This is a genomic window from Bacillus sp. KS1, from assembly GCF_020075515.1.
GTDB lineage: Bacteria > Bacillota > Bacilli > Bacillales > Bacillaceae > Bacillus > Bacillus velezensis.
Genome location: NZ_JACAWW010000004.1, coordinates 530,691 through 545,009 on the forward strand (window position 1 = coordinate 530,691; position 14,319 = coordinate 545,009).

Sequence of the window (14,319 nt, forward strand, 5' to 3'; positions counted from 1 at the left end):
CTCAATTATAAAAAGCGGCTTCGCGGCCATCCACATTCCTGAAAGAAAATCTCACACACTATTTACTTTTCGATAAGAAATGATTCTAAGTTATTACATATCGAAAACAATAAAAAATTTTCTCCTTCATACCGTAATGTTTCATGATACAATAATGTCTACCAAATGAAGGAAGGTGAAGCGGGTTGGAACATGAATACAGCATTCCGAATCTTGTCCTTGATGAAACGGATAAACAGATTCTTTCGATTTTGCACGAGGAAGGGAGGATTTCCTATACAGACGTAGGAAAGCGGGTTAACCTGTCGCGAGTGGCGGTTCAGCACCGCATTCAGCACTTACTGGATGCCGGTGTCATTGAAAAATTCACCGCTGTCATCAACCCGGCGAAAATCGGCCGTCATGTGTCCGTGTTTTTTAATGTGGAGGTGGAGCCGCAGTATTTGGAGGAAACCGCATTAAAGCTTGAAAAGGAGCCGGCCGTGACAAGCCTTTATCATATGACCGGACCGAGCAAGCTGCATATGCACGGCATTTTCGCAAATGATCAGGAGATGGAAGAGTTTTTGACAAAACGGCTCTATACGCAAAAAGGCGTCGTCAGTGTCGACTGCCAAATGCTGATTAAACGGTATAAAAGCAGAACGGGCATGAAGCTGTAAGGAGGACATAGCCATGAAACATCCCTATTGGGACATTACGGCGGCGATGGTCCGAACGGGCATTCTCGGATTCGGGGGCGGCCCGTCGGTGATCCCGCTCATCCGCCATGAAGCCGTCAATAAATACAAATGGATAGATGATGATGAATTCGGAGAAATATTAGCGATCGCTAATGCGCTTCCCGGACCGATTGCCACAAAAATGGCTGCGTATCTGGGCTTCAAGCTGAAAGGCACGTTAGGCGCAATCTTGGCAACCCTCGCCCACATTCTGCCTACATGTCTTGCTATGGCGGGCTTGTTTGCGGCTGTCAATGTCTTAAGCCACTCAGCAATTGTTGCCGGCATGATTGGCGCTGTAACACCGGTGATTGCGGTAATGCTCGGCATCATGGCGTACGAGTTTGGCCAAAAAGCGCTTAAAGGTTTCGGCTGGGTCACGGGCATCCTGTTTTTTATCATCGCTTTTATCGGCCTGCAAACGCTGCAGATCAATCCCGGCTTTGTCATTATTATTTTCTTGGCGTACGGCGCGTTTCATTTTAAATTAAAGGACAAAATCACAAATAAACGTTCAAAAGATAAAGGAATGTCGGCCTCATGATCATGATTTATGTATTTATGGCGTTTTTTGTCGCAAACGTACTCGGATATGGAGGCGGACCGGCGTCGATCCCGCTGATGTTTGAAGAAGTCGTCAACAGATACAGCTGGCTCTCAAACGATCAATTCTCAAATATGCTCGCACTTGCGAACGCATTGCCGGGCCCGATCGCAACCAAAATCGCGGCGTATGTCGGCTACAGCGCAGGCGGGTGGCCCGGGTTCCTGATTGCGCTGATCGCTACCGTCGTACCGTCGGCGCTCGCATTGATCGTCCTCTTGCGCATCATTCAGCGCTTCCGCCAATCCCCCGTCATCAAAGGTATGACGCTGTCCGTCCAGCCTGTCATCGCCGTCATGATGCTTATTCTTACCTGGCAAATCGGCGCAGACGGCATCAAAGCCATCGGCTGGATTCAATCCTTAGTGATTGCGGGCATTTCCCTCCTTGCCTTGACAAAATTCAAGATGCATCCGGCCTTTCTGATTATCGCGGCGTTTTTGTATGGAGGGCTTGTGGTTCCTCATTTATAAAGAAAAGCACCTGGACAGGTGCTTTTTTATTTTGGCCCGGAAATACCATTTGATATGACAACTGTTTCTTCTCCTGCATCACTCTTGATGATTTGCTTAACTTGCAGCGTTGCGCCTGCCATTCTCACAAATTGCTGAACCTGAGGCGAATTGGTTTCAGCCTGTATCCAAACAGAAGTCGGCGCTTTCCAAGCTAAAAAGAGTGCGAGAATCAACATACCAGAGATAACCAGCAGCAGCTTCATAGAGCATCACTTCTTTTCAATAAGCTGCCCGCCGCGCTCAGCGCCTGATGATCATGAAGAATATCACCGGGACGATTGCCTTCTCCCAGCACATAGCCTTTAAAGGACATCCCCATAAAATGAAAAATATGTTCAAATTGCTGAATCAGCGGCAGCCCTTTTAGTTTAGGATTGTCCCCTCCCACTGCTGTTACATATGCCTGCTTCGCTGACATTTGCTGTTTAAAATCAGGAAACCTCGGATCTCTCAGCGTCTGTGACCAGCGATCAATAAACAGCTTTAATGTCCCTGACATGCCAAACCAATAAATCGGGGTGGCGAATACAAGAATATCGCACGGTAATATCCGCTCAATAATAGAATCGCAGTCATCTTGAACAGGATGAAAGCCGCCTTGGGCGTGACGCAGATCTTCAATTGGCCGGATTCGATATTTCCGCAAATGAATGTGCTCTGCATCGAATCCTTGAACAGCCTTCTCCGCAAGAATATCCGTATTTCCGCCAGGCCGAGTTCCGCCGTTAATAACCGCAATTTTCATGATGCATCTGCTCCTTTGTTTACGAATGATTTTCTTCATCATATAATGGATTTATCAATCAATACAGATGATTATTTCGATTATTCCAATCGGTAAAACCGATTTAGAAAGGGCGAGAACATATGGAATTGAAGCAGCTGATCACCTTTATTACCGCAGCAGAACATGTAAACTTCACCCTAACCGCCAAGATGCTTAACTATGCACAATCAAGCGTTACCTCTCAGATCAAATCACTTGAAGAAGAAATCGGGACTCCTTTATTTGAACGGCTCGGCAAGCGGCTCATCCTGACAGAAGCCGGCAAAACATTCAAATCCTATGCGGAGAAGATCATTGCGTTAACAGAAGAAGCAAAAATGGCCGCAAATCAAGTAAGAGAAACAACCGGAACCTTGAAAATCGGCGCGACGGAAAGCCAGTGCACATACCGCCTTCCGCCTATCATAAAAGAATTCAAACAGGCTTTTCCTCAAGTAAAGCTCATATTCAAACCGTATGTTTCCAACGAACAAGCGAAAGAACAGCTCTTACAAGGCCAGCTTGATATCACCTTCATCTTGGATGTGAACCGAACGGAAGACGCACTGCACGTTGAATCTTTGATTCAGGATGAAATCAAAATGGTAGCCGCCAATGACCATCCTTTTGCAGCAGACTCACCAGCAACATTGAAGGATCTTCAAAATGAAACCCTTCTGCTGACAGAGGACGGCTGTTCATACCGCACGCTCTTTGAGAACACTTTACATGATGCCGGAGTCTACCCTAACAAATTAGAATTCGTCAGCATAGAAGCCATCAAACAATGCGTGATGGCCGGACTTGGAATTGGACTATTGCCTGAAATGACAGTAAAAGACGATATTGCCGAAGGACGGATGAAAGAACTCAACTGGCAGAATGAATGTCCTGTTTTTACTCAACTAGCATGGCATAAGGACAAGTGGATGTCTGCGCCATTAAAGGCTTTTATCGATTTGACGCGAAAAACATTCAAATAAAAACCTATCTGCAAGGACAACAAAGTTTTTAATAAAGCAGACACCAGGCATACAAAAAAAACACTTGGTGGCTCAGAGCCCCAAGTGTTACACGTGATTTTTCCGATAAAACGTTCGCAAAACATGCGTTTCAAGGTCAGCCAGACGGACAGGGATCGGCAGCCTGCTTTCTCGATTGATCATTTTCATTGTGATCTGATAGCTGCTTTCTAAATCAATGTTATGTCCGCAAGACAAGAAGATAGGCTTCACGTCCCGCCGTGTCCGAAGCGCCCGGCCATATACCTCGCCGTCAATGAGAATATCGGTGTAGGCGCCGACTTCATTTTCAGGCATCTTGAAATCGCAGCCTTTGATTTTGAGATAGGTTTTCGCAATCCCTATCGTTGGCTTACCCAGAAAAAAAGCCGCATGGGTGGCAACGCCCATATGATTGTAATGCAGATACCCGTTGCCATCAAACAAAAACACATCCGGCTCCGCCTCCAGCTTTTCGGCCGCTTCAATGATCAGCGGCAGCTCGCGAAACGCAAGAAAACCGGAAACATACGGCACGCTGATTTTCCCCATGCTGTGCACTTTTTCAATCACTTCTTTTGTATCAGCGTCAATCACGATGATACTGCATACGCCGTACGGTTCCCCGTCCCGCTCCCAATAAGCGAGGTCGACGCCTGCGCATGTGTTGACGGAGTCTGGATGGATGACGGGGGATAGGTTGATTTTATGTATTAGGGATTGTTGTGTTTGAATAAAATCCGATTCATCATTTAGATCAAAATCGTGAATTTGATGTATTTTCATTTCACTTGTTTTCCTCGTTTTCATTTCTAAAATCGTCTTTTCAATTCAAGTTCTTCATTTCGATATACAACGCAATAAAACTTCCGTAAGGATAATCTCCATCCCAGCCACATGGAAAATAGCCCGCTTTATAAATTTTGAAAAGTTTTTCAAAAAAATTGTCTGTTTTCCCGTTTACTGCTCTATTTATTGCACAATTATTTAGATCTGCTACGATCTCTTCAAGAAAAGTATTAAATTCAGTCGTAGCACTTCTGACATTTTCCGAAAAAATTTTCAGAAGCATGTCTAGGTTTTGTGGTTTTTGATCATCGTTTAATTCATAAAATTTTCCCCATACCTCACTCATCTCGTTTTCTTTTATATCTTTCCACGTATATTCATCTTCACCAATTATATCTTCGTAAGCATAGTACTTAGCTTTTTCTTCATCATTAATAATTTTAGTAAAATAAGAGATATCATGTGATGATGCAACTGCTTTAAAGATTTTGGAAAAATCAATAACTTCTTTTACCTGATTATGATAATGTCCGTATTTCATTACTTTATACACCTTTCCTAAGTACAACCGTAGGGTTACCAACTCTCCGATAATCGGAACAAAGCCTAAAATTCAAATAAGTTATTCAGAATTTACAAAACAGAAAACAACAATTCACCTATGAAAAAACCTTGAAAGGCTTCAGCAGCCATCAAGTTTAATTAATTCTTCTAACCATTCCCTCTTATAAGTCTAATCCTCAATTAAATCAAGATAATATTTATCATTTTTCATAAGCTCTATTAAAAACTCTTCTAATGAATCTGCAATTTTTATATCATCGTGATATATTGAATTGTTTTGTTCATTGCCTAATGCAATTAACAATAAAGCACTTTCATTTGCTTCAAAAAAAATCAATTTATCTTCTTCAAGTTCCTCATAAACTTCTATATCTGGATAAAACTCAAAGTCATTAACTTTTAATCTTGCATCTCTAATTGAAGCAGGTCCAAGAATGCGATTAATATTATATTCTGATTTTTTTAGAAAGCCGTAACCAACCTCTAGAAGAAACTGTCTCAAATCATAAGGTAACCTTGATCCCAACTTATTTTCTACTTCTAAAATTTCATTCTCGCTTACCGGATAAAATGTATTTTCCTTGTAAGTTTTAATAAAATCATATTTCACAATTATTTACCTCCTTTGAGTGGAGAGTTTTTCTCCTGTGACGGGTTCATAGCCCAACAGACATTTAAGTCATCTTAAACAGAAAATAACAATTCATTTGTAAAAAACCTTGAAAGGCTTCACTAGCCAATCAAGGTCAATTAATTCTTCTAACTATCCAATTTTTAAGTCTAATCCTCAATTAAATCAATATAATATTCGTTATCATTGAGGAACTTTTTAAAAAAATCCTCTAACGATTCAGCTATTTGAGTGTCAAAATAAAATATTGGATTATTTTCCAATTGTAAATCTATAGAAATATAAACACCCTCGTTTACTTCAAAAAAAATAAGTTTATTTTCATCATCATAAATTTCATCTAAATCTGGGTCAAACTCAAAAATTCCTTCTCTTAGTCTAATGTCGGCTACTGCCCCTGGCCCCAATATCCTATTAATTGCATTATCACTTTCACCTTTAATAAAACCATAACCGACTTCTAAATATAGTTGTTTTAAATCATTTGGAATATCTACGTTCATTCTTTGTTCAGCTTTTAATATATCCTCTTCAGGTACCTTATATGTTTTATTTTCTAAATGATTTATAAATTCAAATTCAGCCATGAACTATTTTTACCTCCTTGGAAAAAGTTTTCCTGATGGTGCTCCCTTTCCATGTATACCCGCTTGGTGTTCATCCGGATATTTTGCCGGATGAATATTCCACCATTCGTGAGGGCCACCAAAGTTGTTCTCTATGATATGATGGGCATCGTACGGTTGACCAATACTTCGGGCAACTTCTCCATGCTTATCAAAAACCTCTTCTGTATATCTAGGCCACTTTTGATTGGTTTTTTCTTCCCATTCTGCAATCAATCTATCTTTCAAACTTGATGTGAATTTGCTCCTATGCTTAGCTGTTTCTTTTGGTGTTAATTTCTCATAGTTATTATTTCTTAAAGCTTCTTTTATATGGTCGATCTGCTCTTTACAAACCTTTCGTCCAGTTTTGGCTTCTATATCTCTGAGATATGCTTTCGCTAAGTCTTTATTTAGTTCACCAGTAGCTTTAGTGCCTTCACTATGAACGTCTGTTTTTTGCCTCTCAACTTTCAGCACCTTAGGCTCTTCTACATGATCTGCTTTCGGTTTTTTCGCAAATTTTCCATCGCTTGTGCGAAACACTTTCGACGAGGCATCATAGAATACCTTCCCTGTTTGTGTAATATAGTGAATATGGTCTTTAGCAACTTGTTTTAGGTAATTAACTGGATACTGTGCGACTTTCTTGACAGCTTCTTTATTAATCAAACTCTCAGTATAGTGGCTGCTTTTAGCATATGCGTATGCTGGCTGATTTCGGAATGTTCCCATCAGCTGTTTCGCAAAAAGTACGGTTTCACCAGCTGATTCTATCACCGATAAAGATCGTTTTGTAACTGATTGATAGGTTTGATGAGCTACTTTTTTCACATGGGTCGGATTCACGACATGTCGTATATCTGATAGTTTCACTTTAACTGTCGAACCTTTATCCACATTTCGATACATTGATACACTATGATCAACCGATTTGGCCAGACTGCCCGCTCCAACCAAACTCAGCGCAGCTTCCAGCGCCCCTTGCTTCCGCTTCTCCTCAGACACTTTGTTTCCGAACATATCACGGCCTGTGACGGCTTCTGTGAATCCGTTTGAGGCGACAAGACCGTATGCGCCCATTTCTGTCATTTTGAGAATGTCTAAGGATTTTCCGGTTTTATAGGCATCTAAAGCATGTTCTGCGGCAATGACGGTTTTTCCGGTTTTATAAATGGCTTTTCCGCCTTTGAAAGCGCGGCCCGCCCAGCCGACGACCGGTATGAATCCGGCGGCGGCCATCGCTCCTGCTGTGACGCGTTCTGCGGTGGAGAGTTTTTCGCCGGTAACCGGATCAACGCCTTCGGCTGCTCTTTTATAATCATAATAGCCGGTGACTTCGCCGGTAAAGTTGCAGATGCCGTCCCATGTTTTTTCGTACCATGGTTTATTGGCTTCTTCTTCAGCCTTTTCCTGAAGCCGTCTTGCTTCGGCCTGCTGGGCTTTTGCGTCAATATAGTCCGTTCCCTGTTTTTCTGTCGCCATGACGCTTTTGTAGATTTCATTGCTGTGGAAGGCTTTTTTGTCATAGTACATAGGGGATGCGCTTTTCCCGTTGCTGGTGGCTTGCATGAGAACGGAATATTTGCTGAGCACTGCGTTGTCCAGAGATTCTAAGTTTTGATATTCAGCGGTCAGGGATTCATCAAGCGTATCGACTGCCGTGATCGTGTCGCGTCTGGTTTTCTGGGCATCGCCCATTTTATCAGCGTAATCATCCAGCGTATATGTGTCGAGATGAATAATATCGCTGATGCCTGACAAAATTGAATCGATTTCTGCTTTATGAGCGGAGACAATCTCTGAAGCTTTCAAATCCGCATTGGGCAGCTCATGCTCCAAAAATGAAGTCTCCGCATATGTATCGCTGAGTTCTTGATCTTTAATGTCACCTGAAATGCCATTTAAAAACGCAATTTGAGCAGAGACAAGCGTCAGCCAGCTGTCGGCGATTTCCGCTTGTCCCTGAAAAAAATCTTTTATATTGTCTGCGCCTTTCCCTTTCAAAGCATCACCCAGATCGGCCACGCCTTGAAAGGCTTGTTTGAGCGCACGCAGCTGCTCTTCAAGGGCTTCGTATTGTTTCTTTCTCTTATCTGCTTCGTCCGTTAACGATTGTGATTCAAACACTTTGCTCATCGGCAAGTCCTTTCTTTCGTTATTTTACGGCGATCGCCTCGTCCTGTTCTTTCAAAGAATCTACGTTGTCTTTAACGTCCGCGATATTCTTATGAACGGCCTGCTTGTATTCGCTGATCATCGATACAAGCTTTGCCTCGCGGGATTGGTATTTGGAGGTATAGTCGAGCTTGTTTTTTCCGTTTGAACCGGCGTTCCCGATCGAAACGGCCTCCAAAGCGCTGCTGACGGATTCAAGCTGCTTCATGACAGCTCCGTATTTGAGTTTTATTTCTGCCATTAAAACCAACTCCAGCTTCTTTTGATTGATTGTATTTTTTCTCCGACTGTGTCAAGGGCTTCTTCTCCCAGCGTCAGCAGGTGCTCTGCCTCTCTCGCGATGCTTCTGGCGGCAAGGAGCCCTCCTTTTTCAATTTCAAGCTGTGTCATCTTTAAGCCGATTCGGTAAATATAACCGTCGTATTTGTCTGTAACGATTCTGTATGCTTCTGTATGGGCCTGATCGCGCCGGTCATCAAATTCTTCAGCAAAAGTGCCGGTCCAATGATGGTCCAGGTGCGGCCTGAGGATGTCCCTGATTTCAGACACGCCCTCTTCCTGCAGAGATTCTATCTCTTTTTTCGCTTCTTTTAATTTATCAATTTGGTGTTCAACCTCGCCCAGTTTATGGCTGATTGTGCTGTTAATATGGCTTAATGTGCTTGAATGGCTCATCTTTTTCACCTCGTCTTACGCAAAAAGTCGTACAAAAAGCACAGACTTTTCCATACTATATTTCCATATATTATATTTTAAAATAGACAGAAAGCAGCTTAAATAGGTTAAATGGCTTATTTTCAACAGCCGAGATGTTCATCATTAACGCCAAAAGACTCACATAAACGGCATATCCATTCATTGATCTCCTCTATGTATCCATGATAAATTCCCTAAAAAAAGGAGACAGTGATTAACCGTCTCCTTAGCCTTGTATCAAGATCATCATACTGTCGTTAATTGCAGTCCCAGTTGTACAAAACGTTTGAGAAATCTTTTTTCTTCAAATCTTCCGGTCTGATAAAGAAATTGGCGATTCCCACATCTCCCCACATCGAATCAATGTCATCATCTGAATCAATTTGCAAAAGCAGAATCGTATGGTTTTGATGGGAGTAAGACCGCGGATCTTCCTGGGTAAAGGACGCATAGCCGCCGATTTTATGGCCGAATGCGTTCGCGGTATATTCGTCATACACCTCATCGTCAAACTGCTCGAAATAGTCAAAGGCATCCATCCCGGCATACTGCCTGAATTGAAAATCAGACGGGAGCACCCATTCAGCAGACAGCTCAGGGGTGATCAGCGCTTCGGATTGAATCGGAAAATCGTACTCCTCTTCAACCTGAACGAAAGAAAAATCGTCCATGAGCTCCGCTTCTTCTGCTGTCACATGTTCAAAATATTTGACGCAGAAACCCGTTTGCGCGCACCCGTCGTCAAAATTCAAACCGTATACGTCATCACTGACCGATATGTAAAACTGAAGAATGCCGGTGTCCGGAAAATCAGGGAGTCCGGGCATATCCGCAAAATTGATTTGAGCGAGAAGCTTCATCGGCCTGCCGCTTTCATCTTCAGGGTATGGTTCATGTTTCGGAAAATAGGGGTCTCCGGCAATTTTACTGTCATACCGACCCGTTTCAGCTTTTTTGACGTGCAGTTTGATAAAGCGCCGTGCTGACGTTTCCAGCAGACCGCGGGATGATTCCATTTGCTTCGGCAATTTCCATGTGTTTTCCACGATTAATATCCCCTTCGTCTCTAATGATTGTATGATAAAAGGCCGGCGCGGTCCGCCGGCCTTTCAAGTGACAGAATCAGTCTGAGGCACGACGGCTCTTCTTCCGATTGAGATATATTCCACGCCCGCCTGTTCCGCTTCCTCAAGCGAGTGGCAGTTTCTCCCGTCGAAAATAACCGGGGTTTCCATCAGCTCTTTGTACGCTTCAAGCGGAAAATGTTTAATTTGTTCCCAATCTGTCAGAATCAGGACGGCATCCGCTCCCCTGACCGCTTCTTCTATAGACTCCCGATAGGAAACCGCAGCCGGAAGCAGCCCGGAAGCCCGGAATGAAGCAATCGGATCGTACGCTGTCATCCGGGCATCAAGAGCCGCCAGACGATCCGCAATGACAATGGACGGCGCGTCCCGCATATCATCTGTATTCGGCTTAAAAGACAGCCCTAATAACGCGATGGTTTTCCCCGTCACACCGCCGAGCCTGTTCAGCACTTTATCAACCAGCATGGACTGCTGGTTATTGTTGACCTTAATGACGGACTTCAGCAATTCAAAATCATGCTCCACATGTCCTGCGATCTGCACGAGGGCGTTTGTATCCTTCGGAAAGCAGGAACCGCCGTAACCGATGCCAGCTCTTAAGAATTGATTGCCGATCCGTTTATCCAATCCCATTCCGTGTGCGACTGATTCCACATCCGCACCGACTTTTTCACATATATGAGAAATTTCATTAATAAAACTGATTTTTGCCGCTAAAAATGCGTTTGACGCATATTTGATCATCTCAGCGCTTCTGATGTCCGTATGATATACCGGAATCGCAAGCGGCCCGAAAACCCGGTCAAGCGTTTCCCGCGTCTGCCGGTCTTCAGCCCCGATCACAATGCGGTCGCCGTGAAAGGTATCATGAATCGCCGAACCTTCACGGAGAAATTCCGGGTTCGAGGCGATTGAAATGTTCACGTCCGCTTTCAGCCGTGACTGAATAACTTCGCTGATCCTGTCATTCGTTCCCACGGGAACCGTGCTTTTTGTCACGACGATCGCATCTTTAGAAATATGTTCGGCAATCCGTTCGGCGACATTTTCAATATAAGTAAGGTTTGCGTGCCCGTCTTCTTTTTGCGGCGTTCCGACCGCTATAAAAATAACGTCCGCTTCCGCAAGCCCTTTTTCGTAGCTTGTTTCAAATGCCAGCCGATGCCGGCCGATATTTCGTTTCATCATATCTTCAAGACCCGGTTCAAAGATAGGGGACAATCCCTTTCTCATCTGCTCAACCTTACGTTCGTCAATATCTATGCATGTTACGTCATGGCCGATTTCTGAAAGAGACACTCCTGTCACAAGACCGACGTAGCCTGTTCCGATCACTGTTATTTTCATCGTGTTCCCCCAACCGTTTAGAAATTGCTGCTGGGCAGCTTACCGTTATTATCATATGATCCCGGCGCCGGCTGAATGCCGGAAGCCTGAGGTCATGATAGGAAAAAACGGCGCCGGCCGCTGATAATAAGCATAAGCATAAAAGAATCATCTTGCAAAACAGCCGCTTACGCTTTATTTAAACGGGATGGAGACGACGATTAAAAAAGACCCCAGCGCTTACGGCGGGCCACAGGCAGCGGAGGTTCCTTATAAACGGCTTTGTTTTCAGCGAGAAGCGCCGCATTTTCCGTGAGCATGTAAATCAGCTCTGTCCCTGCTTCTTTTTTCAGAACGCCGAGCGCCTCCTGATAATAAAAATTTCTCGGTCCGAGGTTATGGGCGTCAGATGCGAGAAAGTGGATCAAATTCGCTTCAATCAGCTGCAGCGAAAAGGATTTCGCTTTCCGCCCGAATGCTCCGGCAATGCAGCCGGCCGTCACTTGGGCGGCCGCGCCTTTCTTCACAAGACTGTATAGGACGGAAGGGTTTTCGCGAATTTCTCTGTTCCGCTCCGGATGGGCGATGACGGGGACATATCCGTTCAGCTGCAGTTCATAAAACAGCCTTTCAGCGTAGGCCGGGACATGATCCGCCGGAAATTCCGTCAGCACATACTTTGTATCATGGAGCGGGACAAGCGAGCCGCTTTGAAGACCTGCCAGCAGATCTCCGTCTATTCTGATTTCCTGGCCGGGCAGAACAGTCAGCGGTATGCCTTCCTTGTTCAAACGTTTGTTTAACAGGCTGACCGCTTCGTTGACCGTATGCCGGTCCGTGTCATAGCGGTATTTCACATGATGCGGCGTCGCGATGATCGTATCAATCCCCTGTCTGACCGCTTCTCTCGCCATCTTCAGACTTTCTGTATCATCCGCCGCGCCGTCGTCTATGGAAGGAAGGATGTGACAATGGATATCTATCATATTTCAATCCCTCCTTAAAAAGAATGGACCGCGCCCATTATGACATTATTGTCCGTAATAGGCGTAGTCCGAGTGTTTCGTTTGTTTCTTCCCGTTCATCACGGCCCCAAGGAGCTTGCACGGGCAGTAATCGAGCGCTTCTTTCGCCTTGGCCGCTTTTTCCTTGTCCGTTTTCCCGCTTGAGATCACCATAATGGCCCCGTCAGTGTAGCTGCCTAATATTTTCGTATCTGCTACGGCCAAAACGGGAGGCGTATCCAAAATCACCTTATCATAAACTGCGGCGGCTTCTGACAGAAGATCTTTCATGGCACCCGTCGATAAAAGCTCCGCCGGATTGGGCGGGATCGGCCCGCTCGTTAAAATATCCAGGTTTGCTTCATCAGCCGGCAGGACGGCTTTCTGAAACGGCATCTGTTTTAACAGCAGTGACGTTAATCCGGTTCCGTTATCCAATTTGAAGGTGAAATGAACCGTCGGTTTGCGCAGATCCGCATCAATTAAAAGCACTTTTTTCCCCTGCTGTGCAAATACGACGGCAAGGTTGGCCGCGGTTGTCGATTTTCCTTCTTCCGGGCCGGCGGATGTGATCAAAAGGGACTTCACCTCCGTATCAACGGAAGAAAATTCAATGTTTGTGCGGATCGTGCGATATTGTTCTGAGTTGATGGATTTCGGCTCAGACATCGCAATCACGCTTCGTTTTCCGAGTTTGTCTTTTTTACGCGTCAACATGTCCGCCCCCCGCTTGTTTGGTTTCCGCCATCCTCAAGTTTTTGGCAACGCTGTCTTTAGTACTGATTGAAGTAACCGTTCCCAGGACCGGGATGCCGAGCAGCGATTCCAGCTGTTCTTCCGACTTGATCGTATTATCCAGATGTTCCAGCAAAAAGGCGAGACCGATTCCGCCCAAAAGTCCGGCGGCAAACGCAATCGCGATGTTCAGCTTACGGTTAGGCTCTGCCGGTGACTGGCTGTCCGCCGCTTCGGCCTTTGAAAGGATGCTGACATTATCCACGTTCATGATGGCGGTGATCTTGTCCTGAAAAACGGCTGCAACCGCATTTGCCATAACGGCCGCCCGCTTAGCATCCGTATCCCTCACGGCGATCGTCACGACTTGTGAATCCTGCTCGCTGGACACCGTGATTTTCGATTCCAGCTCTTTCGAAGTCATGGACAGATGCAGCTGTTTAATCACCTCATCGAGGATGACCGGGCTTTTGATGATGACATTATACGTGTTGATTAATTGGAGGTTGGTTTGAACGTCATTGAATTGGACTTCTTTTTGATTGTTTTTGGATTGACTGACCAAAATTTGAGTTGAGTTTTCATAGACCGGCGTAAGAGCGAAGAAACTGATGAGTCCGCCTGCGGCAGATGCCGCCGCGGTAATAATAAGTATAAACAGCAGACGCTTTCTCAGTATTGCGAATATTTCCTTTATGCTTGTAGATTCTCCCATATAACCTCCATATCACTATCCGCGTATTCCCATTCCCTCCAATGATCTTTTCCAATTACGATTATACAGCTTTAAACTGTCATTTCTAACCTTTTCAAATGACAAAATTCGACAAAAATAGACAATCACTTCAACCTGTTTTATTTTTGTAAGCGCTTTAAATACTGGTGTTACAGGAAGATTAAAAAATCCCGCGGCCAAGAGCCTGCGGGATTTTATGTTGCATATCCATTTTTAATATAAGAAATCAAATTCTCAAGCATTTCTTTTGTGGTCATCTCAGAGGACTGCTCACCAATGTCGTGCGCATGCATTAAAATCTTCAGAAACTCCTCTTGATCTAACTTCGTTTTCTTCATCATTCGTTTCCTTTCGGCTTC

Annotated in this window: 19 protein-coding genes; 4 read left to right on the plus strand and 15 right to left on the minus strand. The window is 44.4% G+C overall.

What is annotated here, in order from left to right; genetic code table 11:
* Positions 1 to 185 precede the first annotated feature (185 nt).
* From HWY38_RS03000 to chrA, 3 genes are read left to right on the plus strand one after another with little or no spacing between them, the layout of a single operon-like run.
* Complete coding sequence (locus HWY38_RS03000; RefSeq protein ID WP_007407537.1) at positions 186 to 662, plus strand: Lrp/AsnC family transcriptional regulator; 477 nt, start codon at positions 186 to 188, stop codon at positions 660 to 662.
* Positions 663 to 675: 13 nt separating this feature from the next.
* The gene (gene chrB / locus HWY38_RS03005; RefSeq protein WP_007407538.1) at positions 676 to 1,266 is read left to right on the plus strand and encodes a chromate efflux transporter subunit ChrB; all 591 of its coding nucleotides are present in this window, start codon (positions 676 to 678) and stop codon (positions 1,264 to 1,266) included.
* Entirely contained in the window at positions 1,263 to 1,799 is a 537-nt protein-coding gene (gene chrA / locus HWY38_RS03010; RefSeq protein ID WP_224181241.1) for a chromate resistance efflux protein ChrA, read from the plus strand. Before chrB ends, chrA begins: the two co-directional genes overlap by 4 nt.
* Positions 1,800 to 1,825: 26 nt before the next feature.
* Here the strand turns inward: chrA and HWY38_RS03015 are convergent, their stop codons facing one another.
* The gene (locus HWY38_RS03015; RefSeq protein WP_017418770.1) at positions 1,826 to 2,044 is read right to left on the minus strand and encodes a hypothetical protein; all 219 of its coding nucleotides are present in this window, start codon (positions 2,042 to 2,044) and stop codon (positions 1,826 to 1,828) included.
* Positions 2,041 to 2,586, minus strand: a complete 546-nt coding sequence (locus HWY38_RS03020) for a flavodoxin family protein (protein ID WP_224181242.1) — start codon at positions 2,584 to 2,586, stop codon at positions 2,041 to 2,043. The genes HWY38_RS03015 and HWY38_RS03020 overlap by 4 nt, the downstream gene beginning before the upstream one ends.
* Before the next feature lie 122 nt (positions 2,587 to 2,708).
* Here HWY38_RS03020 and HWY38_RS03025 point away from each other — a divergent pair, with 122 nt between their 5' ends.
* On the plus strand, positions 2,709 to 3,590 hold the full coding sequence (locus HWY38_RS03025; RefSeq protein WP_224181243.1) for a LysR family transcriptional regulator: 882 nt from the start codon (positions 2,709 to 2,711) through the stop codon (positions 3,588 to 3,590).
* An 87-nt stretch (positions 3,591 to 3,677) separates the two neighbouring features.
* On the opposite strand, the gene HWY38_RS03030 is transcribed toward HWY38_RS03025, so the two are convergent.
* The 13 genes from HWY38_RS03030 to HWY38_RS03090 form a co-directional block, all read right to left on the minus strand.
* Positions 3,678 to 4,394, minus strand: coding sequence for an endonuclease V (locus tag HWY38_RS03030; RefSeq protein WP_224181244.1), 717 nt, complete (start codon positions 4,392 to 4,394; stop codon positions 3,678 to 3,680).
* Positions 4,395 to 4,434: 40 nt separating this feature from the next.
* A complete protein-coding gene (locus HWY38_RS03035; RefSeq protein WP_101670480.1) occupies positions 4,435 to 4,938 on the minus strand; it encodes a hypothetical protein in 504 nt (167 codons plus the stop codon).
* A 192-nt stretch (positions 4,939 to 5,130) separates the two neighbouring features.
* Positions 5,131 to 5,571 (minus strand): SMI1/KNR4 family protein, encoded by a 441-nt coding sequence (locus HWY38_RS03040; protein WP_224181245.1) that lies wholly within the window; start codon positions 5,569 to 5,571, stop codon positions 5,131 to 5,133.
* Between the two features lie 170 nt (positions 5,572 to 5,741).
* Complete coding sequence (locus tag HWY38_RS03045) at positions 5,742 to 6,179, minus strand: SMI1/KNR4 family protein (RefSeq protein ID WP_038460129.1); 438 nt, start codon at positions 6,177 to 6,179, stop codon at positions 5,742 to 5,744.
* A 9-nt stretch (positions 6,180 to 6,188) separates the two neighbouring features.
* Entirely contained in the window at positions 6,189 to 8,336 is a 2,148-nt protein-coding gene (locus HWY38_RS19105) for a ribonuclease YeeF family protein (RefSeq protein ID WP_038460131.1), read from the minus strand.
* 19 nt (positions 8,337 to 8,355) lie between these two features.
* Positions 8,356 to 8,616, minus strand: coding sequence for a YwqI/YxiC family protein (locus HWY38_RS03055; protein ID WP_007614257.1), 261 nt, complete (start codon positions 8,614 to 8,616; stop codon positions 8,356 to 8,358).
* Complete coding sequence (locus HWY38_RS03060) at positions 8,616 to 9,050, minus strand: DUF5082 family protein (RefSeq protein WP_224181246.1); 435 nt, start codon at positions 9,048 to 9,050, stop codon at positions 8,616 to 8,618. The genes HWY38_RS03055 and HWY38_RS03060 overlap by 1 nt, the downstream gene beginning before the upstream one ends.
* A 278-nt stretch (positions 9,051 to 9,328) precedes the next feature.
* Positions 9,329 to 10,117 (minus strand): YwqG family protein, encoded by a 789-nt coding sequence (locus tag HWY38_RS03065; protein WP_224181247.1) that lies wholly within the window; start codon positions 10,115 to 10,117, stop codon positions 9,329 to 9,331.
* Between the two features lie 63 nt (positions 10,118 to 10,180).
* The gene (locus HWY38_RS03070; RefSeq protein ID WP_224181248.1) at positions 10,181 to 11,506 is read right to left on the minus strand and encodes a UDP-glucose dehydrogenase family protein; all 1,326 of its coding nucleotides are present in this window, start codon (positions 11,504 to 11,506) and stop codon (positions 10,181 to 10,183) included.
* Between the two features lie 200 nt (positions 11,507 to 11,706).
* The gene (locus HWY38_RS03075; RefSeq protein WP_224181249.1) at positions 11,707 to 12,471 is read right to left on the minus strand and encodes a tyrosine-protein phosphatase; all 765 of its coding nucleotides are present in this window, start codon (positions 12,469 to 12,471) and stop codon (positions 11,707 to 11,709) included.
* Positions 12,472 to 12,516: 45 nt separating this feature from the next.
* Positions 12,517 to 13,206, minus strand: a complete 690-nt coding sequence (locus HWY38_RS03080) for a CpsD/CapB family tyrosine-protein kinase (RefSeq protein ID WP_038460137.1) — start codon at positions 13,204 to 13,206, stop codon at positions 12,517 to 12,519.
* Positions 13,193 to 13,939 carry a YveK family protein gene (locus tag HWY38_RS03085; protein WP_224181250.1) on the minus strand — a complete coding sequence of 249 codons (747 nt, stop codon included), beginning with the start codon at positions 13,937 to 13,939 and terminating at the stop codon, positions 13,193 to 13,195. Before HWY38_RS03085 ends, HWY38_RS03080 begins: the two co-directional genes overlap by 14 nt.
* A 215-nt stretch (positions 13,940 to 14,154) precedes the next feature.
* A complete protein-coding gene (locus HWY38_RS03090) occupies positions 14,155 to 14,298 on the minus strand; it encodes a hypothetical protein (protein ID WP_003151259.1) in 144 nt (47 codons plus the stop codon).
* Positions 14,299 to 14,319 lie beyond the last annotated feature (21 nt).